We start from the raw sequence: 19,973 nt of genomic DNA on the forward strand, positions 1-19,973 counted from the left end.
AATCTTAGTATGTTTTTTGTTATTTATAGAGCACCGCGCGCACCGGGCTTCCTTCCCCACCGCGGATTTTCAAAGGCAGCGCCGCCAATTGATAGACGCCTGGCGTTACATCATCCAACACGATGCCTTCCAAAATGAAACGCCCGTGCCGGTTCATGGCATGGTGCATCGGCAAATCCTTGCTCGTCTCGGGGTCGACAGAGGGCACGTCAACACCGAGCAGGCGGATGCCGTTCACTTCCAGCCACTCGGCAATGGCCGGGTCGAATATCGGCCAAATTTTCGGGAAAACGCTGCGGTCTTGCCATGCTGCGGTCTTCAACAGCACCGCTTCGACTCCCTCTTTGAGCTTATCCAGATCAGTTACTCGCACCTGCTCAGGACCTGTTACATCCATCACTTGGGCGGTTGTCAAATAAACGGCGAGCGGCAATTCATCGGTCTTCATCCCGTCCTCATCGTAATGGAAAGGCGCGTCGATATGCGTGCCGATATGGGTGCTTGTCTGAAGTTCGCCGATATTCACAGAACCGCTCTGCTGTTTCGTGACAGATAAACGGTAAGAAAACGGCGTATCGCCCGGCCATTCAGGTGTTGTGGCATCGAGCGGCATGGAAATGTCGATGATCGTTTTCGCCATTACGCCACCACATTTCGTTCGTTGCTGAATTCTTTATAGCGCTCATTATCGATTATGTCTTCGAGTGCCTGAACGACTTTTTCCACATCTTCAAAACTTATATAAAACGCGACAGGTGCTAGGCGGATAATGTCTGGAGCCCGGAAATCCGGCACGATGCCCGCTTTTTTCAGCGCCTTGCAGATGCGTGCAGCTTCCGGATGTGCAAGCGCAATATGGCCGCCTCGCTGTTCGTCTTGCTTCGGTGTAACGTCAATAAGGGACGGTACGCGAGAGGCAATCTTTTCGCGAAGGTCGCCAGTCAATGCCAGTGATTTCTTGCGGATTTCTGTAATGCCCGCTTCTTCGAATAATTCCAGGCTGCCGATCAACGGTGCCATGCTGAAAATATTCGGTGTGCCCACCTGGTATGCCCCTGCCCCTTCAGCTTTTGTAAAACTGTGATCCATATCGAATTGCTTCGCTTTATCCGAACCGAACCATCCGGCGATCCCTGGATTCAAGCCGTGATGGCGTTCGTGCAAATACAAGCCGCCCGTTCCGCCCGGTCCTGAATTCATGTATTTGTAATGGCACCAAACCGCGAAATCCACTCCGTCCGTATGCAAGGAATGTTTCATCGCCCCTGCTGAATGTGCCAGGTCGAATCCTGCTATGATACCTTTTTCGTGTGCGGCCACTGTAATTTCATGGAGCGGCAGCAATTGCCCGCTTCTATAGAGTACAGACGGCAATAGCAATACTGCCACATCCTCTTTTAGCTCCGCCAAAACATCTTCCAGCTCGAGCGTGTAGCCGTCGCGGCTTTTCACTTTGCGCATCGCCTGTTCGGGATCCAGCCCCCGCAGACGCAGGTGGCTTTCCACTGCGTAAATATCCGACGGAAAGTTCAACTCATCGACGACAATGACATAGCGCTCATCCGTCGGCGCGTAGACCGTCGCAAGCATCTGGTGGATATTGGAGGTGATCGATCCGGTCACCATCACTTCATGCGCTTTCGCTCCGAACAATGGTGCGGCTTTTTCGCTGAGTTTTTCTGCCAGCGTAAACCACGGATCTTCGCCTTCCGTCCACCCTTCAATACCGAACTGCTTCCAGCTATTCATAAGCGCAACAAGCTTTTTTTCTGCCCGCTTCGACATCAGGCCGAGCGAATTCCCATCCATATAGATCGTTCCTTGTTCTACGAAAAACTCTTCTTTGAATCTAGCCAGCGGATCTTGTCGGTCTTTTTGCACCGTAGTTTCCAAATCTCACCTCTCCATTTCTATAGAGCATAAGCCAGCGCACCGAGGAGTGCTGTAATCACAACGACAATCCACGGAGCCAGTTTCAAATAGACTAACATTCCGAAGGCGGCAACCGCAATGGCAAAATCGATTGGTCCGCGGATTGCGGAAGTAAAGACTGGATCGTAAAGTGCGGCAAGCAAAATGCCGACGACGCCCGCATTGATGCCTTTTAATGCCGCTTGAAGCCAAGGCTTCGTGCGGATGACGCTCCAAAAAGGCAAAGTTCCGATGACGAGGAGAAATGACGGCAAAAACATTGCGATGACAGCGATTAACACGCCGCCCGCACCATTCATCAATTGTCCCAAGTAAGCGGACAATGTAAATAATGGACCCGGTACGGCTTGTGCCGCCCCGTATCCTGCAATAAAGGCATCAGCAGTCATCCATTCCGGCACCACTTCCCGCTCGAGCATCGGCAAGACGACATGGCCGCCGCCAAAGACGATTGCTCCGACGCGGTAGAAAATATCAAAAATCGCAAACGCGCTCGATTCAACAAATGGACGGAGTAGCGGCAACCCTACCAGCAAGACCCCAAAAATTCCCCACGCGGCGAGACCGGTCTTTTTGCCGAAGGTCAAGACGAGCTTCACCGCTTCCGGAGCCTGTTCTCTTCTATACAGGAAAAATCCGATTACTCCTGTTAATAGGATAACGACAATTTGCGCCCATGCGGTCGGCACCAATAAAATGACGATCGCTGCACCGAGCGCAATCATCAGCCGCTGCATATCCGGCGTCAACGATTTTCCCATTCCGAGCAAGGCATGGGCGACTACCGCGACCGCGACAATTTTCAATCCTTGTAGCCACGCGATATCGACGGAGCCGCTCGTGATGAGCATCGCAAAAATCATCAAAGCGATGACCGACGGCATGGTAAAGCCGAGCCAGGACAAAAAGCCGCCCATAATGCCGCCGCGCATCATGCCGATCGAGATGCCGACTTGTGAACTTGCCGGACCAGGCAGGAATTGGCATAATGCCACCAAGTCCGCATACGCTTTATCGTCGAGCCATTTTCTTCTATGTACATACTCATCCCGGAAATAGCCGATATGGGCAGCTGGTCCGCCAAACGACGTCAAGCCGAGCTTGGTCGAGGCTTTCAAGATTTCAATCCAGCGTTCTTTTCGTTTCAACATTCATCTCTCCTTTTTTTGCTTCCTTTCCATCATAATGGTTTGCTTATATGATTCAATATTAAATCGGTGTAAATTATTTTCACTGAATACTTAGTCTTTTTGGTGGTATACTTTTGAGTAACGGTACCCTGTTGATTAAAAAAATTAGTGTTTAGAAAAACTTTACACATGCTCTTAAAATGATTCTTAGAAATATAACTAGCTTATTTAATTCATTGGTCGAATATAAGATATGGAGCAAAACGGCGGGGACTCCTGCGGGAAAGCCCAGCTGGTTTGCGTAATATTGATACATGGAAGCCGCAGTTTTTTCTTTATATAACCATTCTTTCATTTCCAGGAGGTGCAAACTTTGCGTTTCTTCCATTTCGGAACCGGCGCAAAGGATTCATTTGGATATTCCCCTACGAGTGGCGGCTTTTGCCGTCTTGATTGGTTCCACCGCATTCTTCTCCGCTTGCGAGTACGCGATTGTCAATATCCGAAAATCGCGCCTCCCCGATTCACTTGAACAAAACAATAAAAAAACCGCCGCCGCTTTAAAGGTGGTCGAGCATGTCGACGAGTATTTATTCGCCTGCCAAGTCGGCATCGCTTTATCGGTGCTTGGTCTCGGTTGGATGGGCCATGCTGTCGTTGAGCAATTGATCACTCCGCTGACGGTAGATTCAGGATTGTCCACTGCACTCGCTGAATGGGCGGCATTTTTGACCGCCTTCCTGTCAGTAGCGATAGCGCTTGTAGTGGTCGGTGAATTGGTCCCAAAAACGATCGCCATCCGCAATCCGGAACAAGTCATACTAACGCTCGCTTCTCCACTCATCTATTCATACAGGCTGTTGTACCCGTTTATCCTGCTGTTCAGCGGCATCGCGCGAATTTTCTCCGGATTGTTCGGCATTAAAAAGCTGTCGCGCAGTGAAATGGGCCATACTGAAGAAGAGTTGAAATTGCTGTTGTCCGACAGTTTGAAAAGTGGTGAGATCAACCCTTCCGAATACGATTACGTCAATCGCATCTTTGAATTCGATGAACGCATCGCTAAGGAAATCATGGTGCCGCGCATGGAAATGAGCACGATCGATCACGATGTCACTTTAAGTGAAGTATTTGCCATGCCTGGCATTGAACAATTCACCCGCTATCCGATTACGGAAGGCGACAAAGATCATGTCTTAGGCATCGTCAACATGAAGCATTTATTGAGCGCGTACGTGAAAAATCCGGAAACTGGGGATTCTCCGGTTTCAGACTTCACCCAACCGGTCATCCAAGTGATAGAAACGATGCCCGTCAGCGAGCTGTTGCTGAAAATACAGCGCGAAAGGATTCATATGGCGATACTCCGCGATGAATACGGCGGCACCGCGGGGCTTGTAACGATTGAAGACATCCTGGAGGAAATTGTCGGCGACATTCAAGATGAGTTTGATATCGACGAAGCACCAGATGTCCAGAAGCTCGGAGAAGATCATTATATTTTCAACGCCAAACTATTGCTCGATAGCGTCAATAAAATTCTTGGAATTGACATTGATGAAGAGGACATCGATACTATCGGAGGCTGGTTTATGGATAAGCATTTTGATGCCATTGAGGGCCAAAAAATCATAGAACAGGGCTATGAATTCCACATCAAGGAAGTCGACGGCCATCATATCCTTTATTTGGAAGCAAAAAAACACCTTCCTGCAAACTCTCTTTAGCATAATAATATAAAAATGGTCCTCTTTATGGAGGGCCGTTTCCGTTTCACCACATTTCACAACTGGAGATGAACTGCAATGGATTTATATGCAAACTTACGAAAAGGTGAAAAAGGGGCTTGGCTCAGCATTGGTGCCTACTTGTTTTTAAGTACCATCAAGCTCGGCGTCGGCTATTGGGGTGGATCGGAAGCGCTCAAAGCGGATGGCCTTAACAATGTCACTGATATTGTAGCTTCCGTGGCGGTCCTGATCGGCTTGCGGATTTCCCAAAAGCCGCCAGATGAAAATCATCATTATGGCCATCTAAAAGCGGAAACGATCGCTTCCTTACTCGCTTCGTTCATCATGGCGGTCATTGGGCTGCAAGTTTTATTGAACGCAGTCAGAAGCGTATTCAACCCAGGGCTGGAACCGCCTTCCCCATTGACAGCGGTCGTCGCTTTTTTCTCGGCAATCATCATGTACGGTGTTTACCGCTACAACTTGAAATTAAGCCAAGAAATCAAAAGCTCTGCTGTGCGCGCAGCTGCCTACGACAACCGTTCCGATGCCCTCGTCAGCATCGGGGCAGGAATCGGGATTATCGGCGCCATTTTCGGCGCTGCATGGATCGATTCGGTTACGGCGTTTCTCGTCGGGCTCATCATCATCAAAACCGCACTGGATATTTTCCGCGAATCGGTAATGACCTTGACCGATGCTTTTGACGAGGAATCCGTCGAATCTCTTTCCGTGTTGATACGGCGTGTTCCGGGAGTGTTGAATTTGCGTGATTTCAAAGGCCGCATGCATGGCAATGTCATGTTCATCGACTTGACGGTGAGCGTTGCGCCTCATTTAAACGTCGTCGAAAGCCATTGGATCACCGAGGAAATTGAAAGAAAAATCCAAAAAGTGAAACCGAACTGCGTCGTCCTCGTACATATAGAACCGGATTATTCGGTGGAGGAGGATGAAGATGGTTGATTTTTACGATCAGAAAAAAATTATCTTGGTTACGTTCGGCGTCATTTTACTCATTTCTGCTGTTTTTGTTCCGGCCACAGTCTTTTATCCGGCGAAAGTTATTTCCATCACGCCGGATGCAGAAATCGTCGGCACTTCGTTTTGGTCACTGCTGTTGGGCAGTGCAGGAATGCTCCTATTGGCGATTGCTCTGTTCATCCCAGCATTAATTGAACAGCCACTAAAATCCTGGGCATTGTCTGGAATGATTGGCATCACCGGGTTTGTGGCAATCGCTTTTTCACTAGGGGATTACTATTACATAACACAGGACAGGACAGCTTTACGTACAATCCTCCATTCACTTTCAACTCTTCCACTTATAGTTGGGATGAATTTGAACGAATCGAAGAGCGTCTTGCTAGTGAGGACGGTGCCACTTCAATCGAGTCGGTCGCCTATTATTTCCGTAACGGGGAAATGATCGAATTTACGAGTGGCCGTATTTTTGAAATGCACGATTCATTGGCACGCCGCGTCGAAGCAAATGGCGGGGAATTCAGCAGAACTCAACAGTGAACAATCCAAAAACGCCTCACCCGCGAAAGGTGAGGCGTTTTTTTGTCTATTTTATTGGTAGCGCTCACCGGGCAATGAAGCCAGCCGAATCCCATGTTCAACAAATAATTCTGCGATGCTGTGGCGGATCCGGCTTTCCAGCTGGTCCTTCATTTCGACATTGGTGACGCGGGCTTCCACTTGGAAATCCATCGAAGAATTCCTGAAATCAATAAACTGGGCGTCCGGTTTCTCACCCGGGACGCCTTCCATTCGTACAACTTCCCGTTCCGCAGCCTGCACAAGCAAATTTGCCACCAGTTCCGTATCGCAGCCATATTCGACGCTGACTATGACGCGAGCAAACAGCCTTGCCCCCGAACGGTTTTTGACAATCTGTTCAATAAAATACTGATTCGGCACGACAAGCGTTCCATCTTTTAAAGTCTCGACGATTGTCGAGCGCAATTTGATTTTGGTGATGCGCCCAATTTTCTTGTCGATTTCGACCATTTCGCCCACTTCCATCGGCCGCTCGAATAAAATGATGATGCCTGAAACAAAGTTGGCGGCAATATTGCGGACACCAAACCCGATCCCGATGCCGAGCACACTAAAGATGACACCAACCGCCCGCAGATCCAGTCCGACAAGCGTAAAGCTGACAGCAAGCGCTAAAAACATCACCACGTAGTAAATCAGCCGGTTGATCGTATAGCTCGTGCCTGTTTCGACGTCAAACTGACCATAGACATGCGGCATGACAAAATTATTGAATGCTTTGATGACACGGCTCGAAAATGTGACGATCATGATAGCCACTACAATGAGCAGAATCGAGACGCCGACGCCTTCCGTTTCGTAGAAAGGTGTCGTAAGCCAGTCTTCTTGCCAGAAATAAAACAGGAACAACAGGATACTGCCGTAAAAAGCGATCCAATTCAGAATATCCTCGAGTATCGGATAAACCCTTTCCTGATAACCTTCATGCGCTATGACTCGCTTCAGTATTAATTGAGCGATCCATTTTCCAATCAATATTAAAAACAAATATAGGAAAAATAAGAAAAATTCAGTGATGGATAGCGTCCGTAAAACATCGATGCCTTCAAAAAGCTGCTGGTTTTGCATAAGCCCCTCCTTTATCCTTTTGAGTCAAGTTGATAGTCACTCAGCAAGACAGGCCGGCGATCCATAACTGTTGCCAGCGCATCCAATTTCTCCTGAATATAGCGCCGGTCCAAACGCCTGAACAGAGCACCCTCCAAATGTTCAAGCACATGCAATTGCATTTCCCAGATGGCATCATAATGTGCCGCATTCGATAATTGCGCGGTGTTGGCCAATGATTCAAAGATTGCCGCCACGACCGATACATCTTCTTTTCCGTAATGAATCAATTGATGGAATGTAAGATAGAGAAAGTTAGAAAAAGTAAAGAATGGATAACGGACTCTATTCTTCTTCTCTTTGTCCCTAGTCGTAATAACCCCAGTCTCCAGATGGCTTAATTTACCGAGCAGCCGACCGATACGGATGATGATGCCGTTAGCTGTATTCGGATCATTAATACCTGGAGAAATAGCCCGAAGCGCCACTTCCACCATTTTTTGAATGGCAAAATCGAGATCCTGATCAGTCGTCCGCTCCGTCCCGATCGTAACGAACTGATGAAGATCAATGTCTTCTTGTTGGGCTTGGTAAACAGTGAACAAATCCGTGCTTTCATGAACATAGGAGCCGATGCCATGTAAAACTTCAACTTCTAAATTATGCTTTGAAGCATAGTCCGTTAACTTATCGAAATACAGAAACTGGATATATCCATCGTTGTTCGCCGCAATGGTTTCTGTGAAGCCATCCGGTTTCCATTCTGATTCGATGTTCATGTCCATATCCTCCTGCTTTTCGCTGTAGGAGTCGATGATCCGCTCGGTATCTTCTTCCAATTCCTCAATCAAATTCTCCACTTGAACATTCGTGGCGATATGATGGATAAAATAGGCAAAAGTCGCTAAACAGAGAAATGCGATAACAATACCGATAAATGTAGAGATGACATCGTGCGTATAAAGAGCGTCGCGCATAAACAACAGAGACAAAGTATTATAGATGAACCCGCCAAGAAATACACCCAACACTCGCCATGTCAGGCGGTCATGGACAAAATTCTTCAATGTTCTCGGTGAAAATTGGGACGAGTACATCGTCAGCACGACCAAAATCGTTGAAAACGTAAAGGTGGTCATCGTCAAAAGTGCCCCCGCGAGCGCGCCCATAATCGTTTGGGCCAATTGTACATTAGTTAATAGAATATCCGGAATAAATTCACGATATTGCTGAACGACTATCAAATCCACATAAAAAAATGCTATTGATAATATGATGGCAAGGAAGCTATAGAGAGCCGGCGTGACCCATAATTTTTCCCGCAAATTATAAAAGATCTTTTTCATAACTTCCCTTTCCTCCTTAAAAAATTCTATCTATTTTCCTGTTCCCCTATTCCGTTTAAGGCAAACGCCAGCTTGTTCTTTCTGGCTGGCACCAATACCTTCTTTTATACCGGTTTGATGAGATTCTGAAACATGCACTTTGCCGATTCCGTCCCGTTGTCGAATTAGTCTTAAAAAAAAATGACCTTTTCTTCATTTCCACTTATCATTACCTTAATTAATGGAAAGAGGTGAGGCATTATGGTGACTATTTCAGTTCGTGCAACCCGCAACGCACTAGCTATGCCCAATGTGTCTCCCTCTGTGTATCGCTGACGATACGCTTCTTCCCTATGCGCAGAGACCATGGCACAGTTATTGCAGCCATGGTTTTTATTATGCATTTTTCAGGAGGAAGTTACATTGTCAATTATTAAACAATACGGATGGAATGAACGATTCGAACAGGCATTGCCCGAACACACAACCCCGGGACGCATCATTTCGGAACACAAAAGCAGCTACCGCGCCATCACCGAACAAGGGGAATGGCTCATCACCTTATCAGGAAATTTCCGCCACACACACGATACGGGCGAGTATCCAAGCGTCGGTGATTGGGTCGCACTCGAACAAATGCCGGGAGAAGACAAAGGCATCATCCACAAGCTTCTGCCCCGCAGCTCGCGCTTCACCCGCAAAGCAAACGGCGAGACGTCGGAACTGCAGACGATTGCCGTCAACATCGATTATATCTTTCTCGTCATGTCGCTCAACCATGACTTTAATGTCCGCCGGCTCGAGCGCTATTTGATTGCTGCTTGGGATTCCGGTGCCATGCCGGTCGTCGTGTTAACGAAAAGCGATCAATGCGACGACCCTGCTGTTTTCTTAGAGCAAGTCGACACCACCTCATTCGGTGTCGACGCTTTTGCCGTCTCAGCTGTTACCGATGCCGGGATGGATGCGTTTCTGCGCTATTTAACTGAAGGCAAAACCGGGGCTCTCCTTGGTTCGTCGGGCGTCGGAAAGTCCTCACTCATCAACGCGCTGACCAACAGCGACACGATGGCAGTCCAGGATATCCGCGAAGACGACAGCAAAGGCCGGCACACAACGACACACCGCGAACTGTTGCTCCTTCCAAGCGGCGGTCTTTTGATCGATACACCAGGCATGCGCGAATTCCAGCTCGGCGATTCCGCAGACGGCCTTGACGCAAGCTTCCAGGACGTCGCAAGCTTTGCAGCCGAATGCCGTTTTCGCGATTGCAGCCACCAAAAAGAACCGGGCTGTCGCATCCAATCTGCTCTCGCGTCCGGCGAATTGCCGAAAGACCGTTACATGAGCTATTTGAAGTTACTGCGTGAACTGGAATATATCGAACGAAAAAGCAACCTCGCCAAACAACAGGCGGAACGCATGGTATGGAAACAGCGCAGCAAGGAATTGCGCAGCCGTCCAGCTAAAAAAAGATAAAAAAACGGCCGAACAAGGAACTTTCCTTGTTCGGCCGTTTTTTACGTTCCGTTCAATTAGCCGCTTCCGTCAAGCCGTGCTTCACTGCATAAAGCGCAGCTTGCGTCCGGTCCTGGACCTCGAGTTTGATGAAAATATTGGAAATATGAGTTTTGACCGTTTTTTCTGTGACGAAAAGAGCCGATGCTACTTCCCTGTTGCTTTTGCCTTTCGTCAGTTCAGCTAGAACTTCCGCTTCTCTTGGCGTCAGCGGGTGAAGAACGTGAGGCAGCGGATCTTCCGGCGCTTTCGCCAATTCCGATGACGCTTTTGGGTGAAGCGTGTTTTCACCGCGCATCAAACTGCGCAGCGAGTCCACCAATTCATCCGGCTCGATGTCTTTCAATTGATACCCCGCGGCTCCCGCTTCAATCGCCGGGACAATATGATCCCTGTCTGAAAAGCTCGTGAGCATCAAGATGATGATGTGTGGATGTGCTTCTTTAATTTTCCGCGTCGCCTGGATGCCGTCCATTTCGGGCATGACCAGATCCATCAAGACGATGTCCGGCTGCAGCTCGCCTGCCATCAAGACAGCTTCCGCCCCGTTAGCCGCTTCGCCGACGACCTCAATATCTTTTTGGGTCTTAAGGAAAAATAATAACCCTCTTCTTACTACGTGATGATCGTCCGCAATCAATACTTTCATCTTGCCACTCCTTTAATACGGAATCCGTACAAGAATTTCCGTTCCTTTGCCGATGCCGCTCGACCAATCGGCCGTGCCGCCTTCCGCTTGTGCCCGGTCGCGTATGCTTTGTATGCCGATGGACGGAATCGTACCGCGGCTTGGCGCAAAGCCGCGCCCTTCATCTTTGATGACCATCAAGACATCTGTAGAAGTAATCGTGACATACAATTGTGCGGAGCTGACGTCTGCGTGCTTGCGAATATTATTGAGCGCTTCTTGCGCAATCCGGAACAGCGTCTCTTCGGTGCGGGACGGTAATTGAATGACGCCGGCCACTTTTGTGTCCATCGACAGTCCGAGCATTTCGCCGTAAGCTCTGATGGCATCGAGCAACCCACTCTCAAGCCCTTTTGGCCGCAGCTGCCAAATCAAAGCCCTCATTTCATTGAGCGCTTCCTGGCTAAGGTGCTGAATGTCGCGGAATGTACTTTTCACCGCGTCATCTTCCGCCATTTCGATGCCGCCCCTTGCCGTCAATGTGACCGAAAACAGCAATTGGTTGACCGAGTCGTGCAAATCCCTCGCCAGCCGGTTGCGCTCTTTGACCAACGCCAGTTCCTGCTCTTGCTTCACTAACACGATGCGCTTGATGGCGGAACCAATCTGAAAAGCGACCGACTCGAGCAATGCCAGTTCATCTTTTGAAAAGCTTACTGTATCGGCCGCTGCGATGTTGAGCAATCCGAACTTCTCTTGCCCTGACTGTAAAGGAACAGTTGCGTGATGGGAAATACTGCCGATTTTGCCATTTTCCGCTTTGGCGTTCTCAATGCGCTGACAGGCGATAATATTCGACGCCTTCTCGAGATCGCCATCATTGTAGCGTTTAACACACCAACAGCCGCCTTTTGTCAGATGCCGGCAATCCCGTTCCGCCAGTGCATCCGGCAAATGGGCTTGTGCTACGAGTTGATGCTTGCCGTTTTCGTCGATGAAGAAAATCCAGGCGGTTTCAAAATTGGAGTTGTCCAATAGTTTTTCGATCGCACCATTCAGCATGCGCTCCATGCTCGTCTCTTCATTCAATAGCTCTGCAATCTCTTTTAGCAATACAACTTCAGAATGCTGTTCGGGCATCATTGGCTGATCCCTCCTACTTACTATTGTATACATAAGAATCGGCCTGCAGCCTCATCCTTTCGAATGAAAAAGCTCCCGCAAAGGGGAGCTTTTTAGCGGTTCGAAACAAGATCGAGAAATGCCTCTTTCAACAATTCGAGCTTTTCGTCGCTTTCTTGCTGAGTGTTTGCTTTGACGCCGAAATAATATTTCACTTTCGGTTCGGTGCCACTCGGCCGCACGCATACCCACGAGCCGTCTTGGAGAAAATATTTCAAGACGTTCGAACGCGGCAATACGATCGCTTCGCTCGTGCCGACAGCGACCACGGTGCGGGTCCGACTTTCATAGTCTTCGATTTTTTCAACCGCAATGCCGGCAATGGATTGCGGCGGCTGATCGCGCAAGCCGTCAAGAAGCCGCGTGATGTCCCGTGCCCCTTCGATGCCTTTTTTCGTCACAGAAACGAGCAGCTCCCGGTAAAACCCGTGGCGTTCGTAAAGCTCATTCAATACAGCGTATAAGTTTTTGCCCCGCTTCTTATAGTAAGCCGCGGCTTCAACAAGCAGCAATGTCGCCTGATTGGCATCTTTGTCGCGCGCAAAGTCACTGATTAAATAACCGTAACTTTCCTCATAGCCGAACAGGAACGTGAATTCATGCTGCTTGTCGTTTTCTCTTAGTTTTTCACCGATGAATTTAAAGCCCGTCAAGACGTCTTCGCTTTCGACTCCGTAGCTTTTTGCGACCGCTTCGCCAAATCCAGAGGTGACGATGGTTTTGAAAATACGGCCGTTCTCCGGCAATTCGCCTTTCTCTTTTTTCTGGCTCAACAAGTATTCGAGCAAGATGCCACCGGTTTGGTTGCCCGTCAGCAATTCGTATTGCGTTCCGGTCCAAACAGCGACTCCGACGCGGTCACCATCCGGGTCGATTGCAATCAGTATATCCGATGCATGTTGTTCCCCATATTTGCGGGCAAGATCGAACGCAGCCGGTTCTTCCGGGTTCGGCGACTCGACTGTCGGAAAATCTCCGTCCGGTGCCATCTGCTCTTCTACGTAATGGACGCCGGTATAGCCCGCGTCATCTAACATGCGGCGCACCGTCGCACCGGATGCACCATGCAGCGGCGTAAATACCACACTGATCGGCTGGACGCTGGCTTCTTGCACCGTCAATACCTGGTCGATATACGCACGGTCCAAGTCTTCTCCCAAAATATCGAGCAGCGACGAATCGTAACGTTCATTATCGATCGTCAGTTCGTCTTCAACACGGCTGACAAATTCGATGACACGGTCTGCTGCCTCTATGTTCAACTGTGCGCCATCTTCTCCGTATACTTTGTAACCGTTGTACTCAGCCGGGTTGTGGCTTGCCGTGATGACAATGCCCATAAAGGCGTTCAGCTCACGCACGGTGAACGACAATTGCGGCGATGTCCGCGTTGACTCGTAGACATAAGCCCGAATCCCTGAAGCCGCGAACGTCCGCGCCGTTTCTTCTGCAAATTCCGGTGACATATGCCGATTATCGAAAGCGACCGCTACACCGCGTGCCATCGCGTCCTCACCAAAGCTTTCAATGTAATCGGCGATGCCTTTCGATGCTTTTCGCACCGTGTAGACGTTCATGCGGTTCGTGCCCGGTCCGATTTCCCCGCGCATGCCGCCAGTGCCGAACACCAAATCTTGATAAAACGCATCTTCTGCAAGCTTTTCGTCTTGCGCCAGCACTTGCAATTGCTCTTTCATTTTGACGTCCAATTGTTCATAGCTGAGCCATTTTTGTATTCTTTGCTTCCATGTCATGGTTCATCCCTCCTATTACTTTTAGTTTACCAAATTCCCCATCAAAAAGCCGCCCCCATTCGGAGCGGCTGCAGTTAATCTTTTTTGTATTCGACGCGGTAGACGTCATGGCGGCGGTCCTTCAATTGCTTGACGGTGCCGTCTTGGCGCTGGCGTCTGAGAATTTCCAAGTCGACATCACCGATCAGCACCATCTCTAAGTTCGGGTTGGTTTCCCCGACGATGCCATCGCGTGCGAATTCAAAATCAGACGGCGCAAAAATTCCAGATTGCGCGTACTGGATATCCATGTTTTCTGTTTGCGGCAAGTTTCCGACCGTTCCGGAAATGACCGTGTAGATCTGGTTCTCGACCGCACGGGCCTGTGCGCAGTAGCGGACGCGCAAATAGCCTTGTCGGTCTTCCGTACAAAACGGCGTGAAGATAATGTTGGCACCCATATCGGTCGCGATGCGGGCAAGTTCCGGGAACTCGATGTCGTAGCAGATTTGGATGGCAATCTTGCCGCAATCCGTATCGAATACACGCACCGAATCGCCGGCGGAAATGCCCCACCATTTGCGTTCGTTCGGCGTGATGTGAATTTTGTATTGCTTGTCGATCGAGCCGTCGCGGCGGAACAAATAGGCGATGTTGTAGATTTCGTCGTCTTCTTCCTTAACGAAATGGGAGCCGCCGATGATGTTGACGTTATAGCGTACAGCGAGGTCCGTGAAGAGCTCGATGTATTGCGGTGTGAACTCCGTCAATTTGCGGACTGCCTGGCTCGGGGATGGTTCATTCAAGAACGACATCAATTGCGACGTGAAGATTTCCGGGAACACGACAAAATCAGAATGCGCATCGGAAGCGACGTCGACGAAGTACTCGACTTGGTTCGCCAAATCGTCGAACGAACTGATTGCACGCATCAAATATTGGACGACGCAAATCCGCACCGGCAGACTGGTTTTGAAATGGCGTTTCGATATCGGCTTATAGTCGACATTGTTCCATTCCATAAGTGTTGCGTATTTTCCGGATGCTGTGTCGTCCTGCAAATACCCCGGGTTGATGCGCATGAGCTGGAAGCCGTTCATCAACTGGAACGTCAGTACCGGATCATAAATTTTATGGCGTGACACCGCATCGACGTATTCGCGCGGAGACATTTCGTCTGCATGCTTGTGGTAGTTCGGAATGCGCCCGCCGATGATAATCGACTTCAAGTTCAGTTCGCGCGCGAGTTCTTTGCGTGCTTCATAGAGGCGCTGCCCGACTTGCATGCGGCGGTACTCCGGATGCACCATCACTTCGATGCCGTACATATTATAGCCGTCTTGGTTATGATTTGTAATATAACCGCCGTCTGTGACGTCGTCCCATGTATGGCGGTCATCGTATTCATCAAAATTAATCAAAAGACTGGAGCAGGAACCGATCACTGTGCCGTCGAGTTCTGCGATAATCTGGCCTTGCCCAAAAACGCCTAAATGGCTTCGCAGCTGCTCTTCTTTCCAAGGATCCATTCCCGGAAAGCAAAGCTGTTGCATTTCCAAAATGGCAGGTATGTCAGCATAAGTCATCTCGCGGATGATCATGCTTTTTTCAAAATGGGATAAATCGAATTGTTCTGCCACGTTACCGCTCTCCTTCATAAAAGTTTCAAAGTTAATTATAGCCCATCGAGACGGTTGTTGATATTATTTTACTTGTACGTGCGGAAGAATTATACTTCAAAAGGAAACCATTTCGGAAAAGAGGGTCGCTAGATGACGAAGCGTCAAGAAAACAGTTTGCTGTTTATGTGGGGTGTGTCCCTGATTGCGACACTTGGCTCGCTTTATTTTTCCCAAATCCGGGGCTATCTCCCATGTGAGCTCTGCTGGGTGCAGCGCATCTTCATGTATCCTCTCATCATTATCATCGGCATCGCCTATATACAGAAAAATCCGCGCATCGCATTGACGACGCTCGCTCTATCCGTTGTCGGCGGTGCTGTTTCGCTGTATCATTATGGTATACAAAAACTCAAGTTTCTGTCGGATTCCGCACCGTCATGCGGACAAGTGCCGTGTACAGGGGAATACATCAATTATCTCGGGTTCATCACGATCCCGTTTCTTGCACTCGTCGCATTTGTGTTGATTGCAGGAACGAGCGTCTATTTGTGGAAATCATTAAAGGAGGAACAATAAAATGAAAAAGCTGCTGATTATCGCAGGTGTGGTTCTCGCCATCTTTGCCTTGATCGTCTTTTTAACGAATCAATCGCAAAGCGAAAAAATGGCAAACAACCCTTACGATACAGACGATTTAAATCCGGCAACCATCGATCAGCTCGATGATGAAAATTACCAGAACATCGTCTTGCCTGAGGAAGTGAACGAACAGATCCAAAGCGGCGAACCAACAACGGTTTATTTCTATAGCCCGACTTGCCAGTTTTGCCAGGAAACGACCCCTGTTTTAATGCCGGTCGCTGAAGAGAAAGATATCGACGTGCTCCAGTACAATTTGCTCGAGTACGAACAAGGCTGGGCGGATTATGCGCTTGAGGCCACACCGACATTGGTCCATTATGAAGATGGCCAGGAAATTGCACGTTGGGTCGGTGCACAGCCAAAAGAAAACATCGAACAATTTTTCGAAGAAGTCGTGAAAAAATAACAAAACGGGATCATGTGCCGCGCGCATGATCCCGTTTTTATGGAGGACTACAAAATGAGTTGGAATTACAGCATACCGGAAGACCAGATGACCGTATTGGAGCTTTTGAAAAATGAATGGGGCCTCGGCAAAAAGATCGTCCACGAACTGCGCATGGCGAAAGGCGTCCGCCTAGAAGACGGCAGCGAACCGCGCTGGCAGGAACCGCTGGAAAAAGGCACGGTGCTCGTCGTCACGACTCCAGAAGCACAATCGCCTTACCGGCCGAACGCATCGATCGAACCGGAAATTTTGTTCGAAGACGAGCATTTCATCATCGCCAATAAACCAAAAGGACTCGCCACGCACCCGAATGAAGACCATCAGGACGATACCTTCGTCAATGGCTTGATCGCTTACGTGCAGAAATCCGGAGGCACTTACCTCGAACATATCCACCGGCTCGACCAAGGCACATCTGGCTTATTGCTCGTGGCAAAGCATCCGATCGCAAAAAACGTCATGGACCGCATGGTGGAGCAAAAACTGGTCAAGCGCGAATACGAAGCGCTCGTCAAAGGCCTTGTCCGCGGTCAGTCCGGCACGCTCGACTTTCCGCTCGGCCGTGACCGCCACCACGCCACGCGCAGACGCGTTTCACCAAACGGCCAAAGCGCAGTGACGCATTACCGCGTGATCGAACGTGCGGATGGCCGCTCGTTGCTTCATTTGACATTGGAGACCGGGCGCACCCATCAAATACGCGCCCACCTGTCCCATAGCAAACATCCGATCATCGGCGACGAACTTTACGGCGGCCCGCCGACAGAGGACGGCGAATACTTTTTGCACGCTTTCCGCATCGCCTTCATCCATCCGTTCACCGGACAGCAGGTCGATATCGAAGCAAAAGAATAATAGAAAAAAGCCAGCGAATATTTTTTCGCTGGCTTTTTTTTATTTAGACTGTGATTTCGTCTGGATGTGTTCCAGTACGCCAATCCTCATTCAACTGTGAAATCTGCTTCAATTCTTCTGCGCTTAACGTAAAATCGAAGACATCGGCATTTTCTGCGATGCGTGACGGCGTCACCGATTTCGGGATGACGATCAAATCATTTTGCAAATGCCAACGGATAACGGTTTGCACAACTGATTTCCCGTGCTTATTGCCGATTTCCGTTAATATCGGGTCATCGAGCAGGCGCCCTCTCGCAAGCGGAGACCACGACGTGACCGCAATGTCTTGAGATGCGCAATAATCCCGCAGCGGTTGTTGCGTCAATTGCGGATGCAGCTCGATTTGATTGACCATCGGCTTGGTATTCGCCTTATGGAGAATTTTCTCAAGGTGGTGCTGTTGGTGATTGGAAACGCCTGTTGCGCGGATCAGTTTCTCGTCATACAAACGCTCGATTGCCCGGTACGTTTCTTCAAAGGTCTCCGGAATCGCCCAATGCGTCAAATACAAATCCAAATAGTCCATATCCAAACGTTTCAGTGAAGCTTCAAATGCACGCAAAGTCTGGTCATAGCCTTGATCAGTGTTCCATACTTTCGATGTGATGAAAAGCTCTTCCCTCGAAACGCCGCTAGCACGGACCGCTTCCCCGACTTCTGCTTCGTTATCATAGACCGTAGCCGTATCAATCGCCTTATAGCCAATCTGAATCGCTTGGACCATCGCTTCCACCGCGGCTTGCTTCTCGGTCATCTTATAAACGCCAAGGCCAAAGCGCGGCATTTCCACTCCATTATGTAAAGTCTTCGTCGATTCGATCGTCAAATCCATAACACTTCTCCTCCTCTTCTTTTCCATTGTACAAATAGTCGAGGGGAATTTCGACTATTCCCCATCAGATTGAGAAAGCTCTTGCATCCGATATTAAAAACGAATATTATTAAACGTGTTGTTTAAATCGTTCGTGTTTATAAGGAGGGTTTCCATGTTTCAGTTAAAAGAACACGGAACAGATGTCAGAACCGAAATTACAGCCGGCATGACGACGTTCCTGACAATGGCCTATATCGTCATCGTCAACCCGGTCATTTTGGGTGCCGCTGGCGTTCCGTTCGACCAAGTATTTCTCGCCACCATCATCGCAGCCGTCATCGGCACATTGTGGATGGCGCTGCTCGCCAATTACCCGATCGCCATTGCACCTGGCATGGGGCTCAACGCTTACTTTACTTCTATGGTTCTTGCCTCTGACGGCGCCATTGATTATACGACCGCTTTCGCCGCGGTCTTTGTTTCCGGATTGCTGTTTGTTGCCTTGTCGCTGACATCGATGCGCAAAATCCTCATCCAAGCCATTCCGGAAAACTTGAAATACGCCATCACGGCCGGCATCGGTTTGTTTATCGCATTCATCGGCATGCGCCTCAGCGGATTGATTGTCGCCAATGACGCAAACCTTGTCGGACTCGGCGACCTCACTTCCCCGCCTGTCGCACTGACGCTCGCGGGACTGACCATCACACTCATTTTCATGTCCTTGAATTTACACGGCGGCATTTTCTTCGGCATGATCGCTACTGGCATCATCGCCTTCTTTACCGGTCAATTGGAGTTCGGAGAAAAACTTATGCAGTTGCCATCGCTTCCGGAAGGCATCATCGTCTGGAACCCGATTGAAGCTGCTATGCTCGTCGTCGAATTCGGCCTTTATGGTGTCGTGTTCTCGTTCCTGCTCGTCACTTTGTTTGATACGACCGGCACAATGATCGGCGTCGCCAAACAAGCCGGGCTCATGAAAGACAATAAAATGCCTCGCATTCGCCAGGCATTGCTTGCCGATTCCGTCGCCGCCAGCGCCGGTGCCATGGTCGGGACAAGCCCGACAAGCGCCTACGTCGAATCATCTGCCGGCGTCGCAGCAGGCGGACGGACGGGACTGACAACTTTGACGGTCGCAATCCTCTTTATCGCAGCCGCCTTTTTCGGCCCACTCGTCGGCTCGTTATCCGGTGTGGCGGCCATTACCGCTCCTGCTTTGATCATCGTCGGCAGCCTGATGATCAAAGCCGTCAAACAAATCGACTGGGACCAATTCGATGAAGCCTTCCCAGCGTTCCTGATCATTCTGGCAATGCCGCTCACATCGAGCATCGCTACCGGCATTGCGCTCGGGTTCATCTCCTACCCGCTCATGAAAATCTTCAAGGGCAAATGGAAAACCGTCCACCCGATCCTTTATATTTTCGCCGTACTGTTCACAATCCAAATCCTGATCGCACCGCATTAAAACAATCCCCCACACAGAAATGTGCGGGGGATTGTTTTATGTCAATGATTAGGGGTGTGAAAAAAACGGGCTGGAATTGTTGTGTGGAATATATCGCTGGTTGTTCGGGCATCACGCATGGATTCACCGCCTCACTTTGGGTTGGCCTCCCCAGGAAGGTCATCTGTCTCAATGCTACGACTCACCCATGAGCGCGAGGCGGCTTTTCTTTTCCATTGGTTTCTTAGTGTTGAAACTTATCTACTTCTATTGGATTCATCCACAGCTGGGGGAATCGCTTCCTTG

At 49.3% G+C, this 19,973-nt stretch carries 18 protein-coding genes; 8 read left to right on the forward strand and 10 right to left on the reverse strand.

What is annotated here, in order from left to right; translation table 11 throughout:
* Window positions 1-19: 19 nt before the first annotated feature.
* From kynB to chrA, 3 genes are read right to left on the reverse strand one after another with little or no spacing between them, the layout of a single operon-like run.
* The gene (gene kynB, locus J7E21_RS15425; protein ID WP_215109420.1) at window positions 20-640 is read right to left on the reverse strand and encodes an arylformamidase; all 621 of its coding nucleotides are present in this window, start codon (window positions 638-640) and stop codon (window positions 20-22) included.
* Entirely contained in the window at window positions 640-1,893 is a 1,254-nt protein-coding gene (kynU, locus tag J7E21_RS15430) for a kynureninase (protein ID WP_215109422.1), read from the reverse strand. Before kynU ends, kynB begins: the two co-directional genes overlap by 1 nt.
* A gap of 17 nt (window positions 1,894-1,910) precedes the next feature.
* Entirely contained in the window at window positions 1,911-3,083 is a 1,173-nt protein-coding gene (chrA, locus tag J7E21_RS15435) for a chromate efflux transporter (protein WP_215109424.1), read from the reverse strand.
* A gap of 392 nt (window positions 3,084-3,475) precedes the next feature.
* Between chrA and J7E21_RS15440 the strand changes: the two genes are divergently transcribed.
* The 3 genes from J7E21_RS15440 to J7E21_RS15450 all read left to right on the forward strand — a co-directional run bounded on the left by J7E21_RS15440 (window position 3,476) and on the right by J7E21_RS15450 (window position 6,221).
* Entirely contained in the window at window positions 3,476-4,789 is a 1,314-nt protein-coding gene (locus J7E21_RS15440; protein ID WP_251048059.1) for a hemolysin family protein, read from the forward strand.
* Window positions 4,790-4,867: 78 nt separating this feature from the next.
* Window positions 4,868-5,758: a cation diffusion facilitator family transporter gene (locus tag J7E21_RS15445; RefSeq protein WP_215109428.1), complete on the forward strand. Its 891-nt coding sequence runs from the start codon at window positions 4,868-4,870 to the stop codon at window positions 5,756-5,758.
* Window positions 5,751-6,221 carry a hypothetical protein gene (locus J7E21_RS15450; protein ID WP_215109429.1) on the forward strand — a complete coding sequence of 157 codons (471 nt, stop codon included), beginning with the start codon at window positions 5,751-5,753 and terminating at the stop codon, window positions 6,219-6,221. Before J7E21_RS15445 ends, J7E21_RS15450 begins: the two co-directional genes overlap by 8 nt.
* A gap of 146 nt (window positions 6,222-6,367) precedes the next feature.
* Here J7E21_RS15450 and J7E21_RS15455 read toward each other — a convergent pair whose 3' ends face one another.
* A complete protein-coding gene (locus tag J7E21_RS15455) occupies window positions 6,368-7,426 on the reverse strand; it encodes a mechanosensitive ion channel family protein (RefSeq protein ID WP_215109430.1) in 1,059 nt (352 codons plus the stop codon).
* A gap of 11 nt (window positions 7,427-7,437) precedes the next feature.
* The gene (locus tag J7E21_RS15460; RefSeq protein ID WP_215109431.1) at window positions 7,438-8,751 is read right to left on the reverse strand and encodes a DUF2254 domain-containing protein; all 1,314 of its coding nucleotides are present in this window, start codon (window positions 8,749-8,751) and stop codon (window positions 7,438-7,440) included.
* A 402-nt stretch (window positions 8,752-9,153) separates the two neighbouring features.
* On the opposite strand from J7E21_RS15460, the gene rsgA reads away from it, so the two are divergent.
* Window positions 9,154-10,209 carry a ribosome small subunit-dependent GTPase A gene (gene rsgA / locus J7E21_RS15465; protein WP_215109432.1) on the forward strand — a complete coding sequence of 352 codons (1,056 nt, stop codon included), beginning with the start codon at window positions 9,154-9,156 and terminating at the stop codon, window positions 10,207-10,209.
* Window positions 10,210-10,261: 52 nt separating this feature from the next.
* Here rsgA and J7E21_RS15470 read toward each other — a convergent pair whose 3' ends face one another.
* The 4 genes from J7E21_RS15470 to J7E21_RS15485 form a co-directional block, all read right to left on the reverse strand.
* Entirely contained in the window at window positions 10,262-10,897 is a 636-nt protein-coding gene (locus tag J7E21_RS15470; RefSeq protein ID WP_215109433.1) for a response regulator transcription factor, read from the reverse strand.
* Window positions 10,898-10,909: 12 nt separating this feature from the next.
* The gene (locus tag J7E21_RS15475; protein WP_215109434.1) at window positions 10,910-12,019 is read right to left on the reverse strand and encodes a GAF domain-containing sensor histidine kinase; all 1,110 of its coding nucleotides are present in this window, start codon (window positions 12,017-12,019) and stop codon (window positions 10,910-10,912) included.
* 92 nt (window positions 12,020-12,111) lie between these two features.
* Window positions 12,112-13,812 (reverse strand): phospho-sugar mutase, encoded by a 1,701-nt coding sequence (locus J7E21_RS15480; RefSeq protein WP_215109435.1) that lies wholly within the window; start codon window positions 13,810-13,812, stop codon window positions 12,112-12,114.
* A gap of 74 nt (window positions 13,813-13,886) precedes the next feature.
* Complete coding sequence (locus tag J7E21_RS15485; RefSeq protein WP_215109437.1) at window positions 13,887-15,431, reverse strand: GNAT family N-acetyltransferase; 1,545 nt, start codon at window positions 15,429-15,431, stop codon at window positions 13,887-13,889.
* Window positions 15,432-15,563: 132 nt separating this feature from the next.
* Here J7E21_RS15485 and J7E21_RS15490 point away from each other — a divergent pair, with 132 nt between their 5' ends.
* From J7E21_RS15490 to J7E21_RS15500, 3 genes are read left to right on the forward strand one after another with little or no spacing between them, the layout of a single operon-like run.
* Window positions 15,564-15,989: a disulfide oxidoreductase gene (locus J7E21_RS15490; protein ID WP_215109439.1), complete on the forward strand. Its 426-nt coding sequence runs from the start codon at window positions 15,564-15,566 to the stop codon at window positions 15,987-15,989.
* A gap of 1 nt (window position 15,990) precedes the next feature.
* On the forward strand, window positions 15,991-16,461 hold the full coding sequence (locus tag J7E21_RS15495; RefSeq protein ID WP_215109441.1) for a thioredoxin family protein: 471 nt from the start codon (window positions 15,991-15,993) through the stop codon (window positions 16,459-16,461).
* A 54-nt stretch (window positions 16,462-16,515) separates the two neighbouring features.
* Window positions 16,516-17,358: an RluA family pseudouridine synthase gene (locus J7E21_RS15500; RefSeq protein WP_215109443.1), complete on the forward strand. Its 843-nt coding sequence runs from the start codon at window positions 16,516-16,518 to the stop codon at window positions 17,356-17,358.
* A 43-nt stretch (window positions 17,359-17,401) separates the two neighbouring features.
* On the opposite strand, the gene J7E21_RS15505 is transcribed toward J7E21_RS15500, so the two are convergent.
* Complete coding sequence (locus tag J7E21_RS15505; protein ID WP_215109444.1) at window positions 17,402-18,232, reverse strand: aldo/keto reductase; 831 nt, start codon at window positions 18,230-18,232, stop codon at window positions 17,402-17,404.
* A gap of 154 nt (window positions 18,233-18,386) precedes the next feature.
* Here J7E21_RS15505 and J7E21_RS15510 point away from each other — a divergent pair, with 154 nt between their 5' ends.
* The gene (locus tag J7E21_RS15510; RefSeq protein ID WP_215109446.1) at window positions 18,387-19,688 is read left to right on the forward strand and encodes an NCS2 family permease; all 1,302 of its coding nucleotides are present in this window, start codon (window positions 18,387-18,389) and stop codon (window positions 19,686-19,688) included.
* Window positions 19,689-19,973 lie beyond the last annotated feature (285 nt).

This window comes from Planococcus sp. ISL-109 (genome assembly GCF_018613655.1).
Taxonomy (GTDB): Bacteria; Bacillota; Bacilli; order Bacillales_A; family Planococcaceae; genus Planococcus.

Excerpts from the sequence above, each read along its gene's own strand:
- J7E21_RS15505 (WP_215109444.1), bottom strand. The coding sequence starts at position 18,232 with ATGGATTTGACGATCGAATCGACGAAGACTTTACATAATGGAGTGGAA.
- J7E21_RS15480 (WP_215109435.1), bottom strand. The coding sequence starts at position 13,812 with ATGACATGGAAGCAAAGAATACAAAAATGGCTCAGCTATGAACAATTG.
- J7E21_RS15450 (WP_215109429.1), top strand. The coding sequence starts at position 5,751 with ATGGTTGATTTTTACGATCAGAAAAAAATTATCTTGGTTACGTTCGGC.
- kynB (WP_215109420.1), bottom strand. The coding sequence starts at position 640 with ATGGCGAAAACGATCATCGACATTTCCATGCCGCTCGATGCCACAACA.
- J7E21_RS15490 (WP_215109439.1), top strand. The coding sequence starts at position 15,564 with ATGACGAAGCGTCAAGAAAACAGTTTGCTGTTTATGTGGGGTGTGTCC.
- J7E21_RS15455 (WP_215109430.1), bottom strand. The coding sequence starts at position 7,426 with ATGCAAAACCAGCAGCTTTTTGAAGGCATCGATGTTTTACGGACGCTA.
- J7E21_RS15470 (WP_215109433.1), bottom strand. The coding sequence starts at position 10,897 with ATGAAAGTATTGATTGCGGACGATCATCACGTAGTAAGAAGAGGGTTA.
- J7E21_RS15460 (WP_215109431.1), bottom strand. The coding sequence starts at position 8,751 with ATGAAAAAGATCTTTTATAATTTGCGGGAAAAATTATGGGTCACGCCG.
- J7E21_RS15495 (WP_215109441.1), top strand. The coding sequence starts at position 15,991 with ATGAAAAAGCTGCTGATTATCGCAGGTGTGGTTCTCGCCATCTTTGCC.
- J7E21_RS15445 (WP_215109428.1), top strand. The coding sequence starts at position 4,868 with ATGGATTTATATGCAAACTTACGAAAAGGTGAAAAAGGGGCTTGGCTC.
- J7E21_RS15510 (WP_215109446.1), top strand. The coding sequence starts at position 18,387 with ATGTTTCAGTTAAAAGAACACGGAACAGATGTCAGAACCGAAATTACA.
- J7E21_RS15500 (WP_215109443.1), top strand. The coding sequence starts at position 16,516 with ATGAGTTGGAATTACAGCATACCGGAAGACCAGATGACCGTATTGGAG.
- J7E21_RS15475 (WP_215109434.1), bottom strand. The coding sequence starts at position 12,019 with ATGATGCCCGAACAGCATTCTGAAGTTGTATTGCTAAAAGAGATTGCA.
- chrA (WP_215109424.1), bottom strand. The coding sequence starts at position 3,083 with ATGTTGAAACGAAAAGAACGCTGGATTGAAATCTTGAAAGCCTCGACC.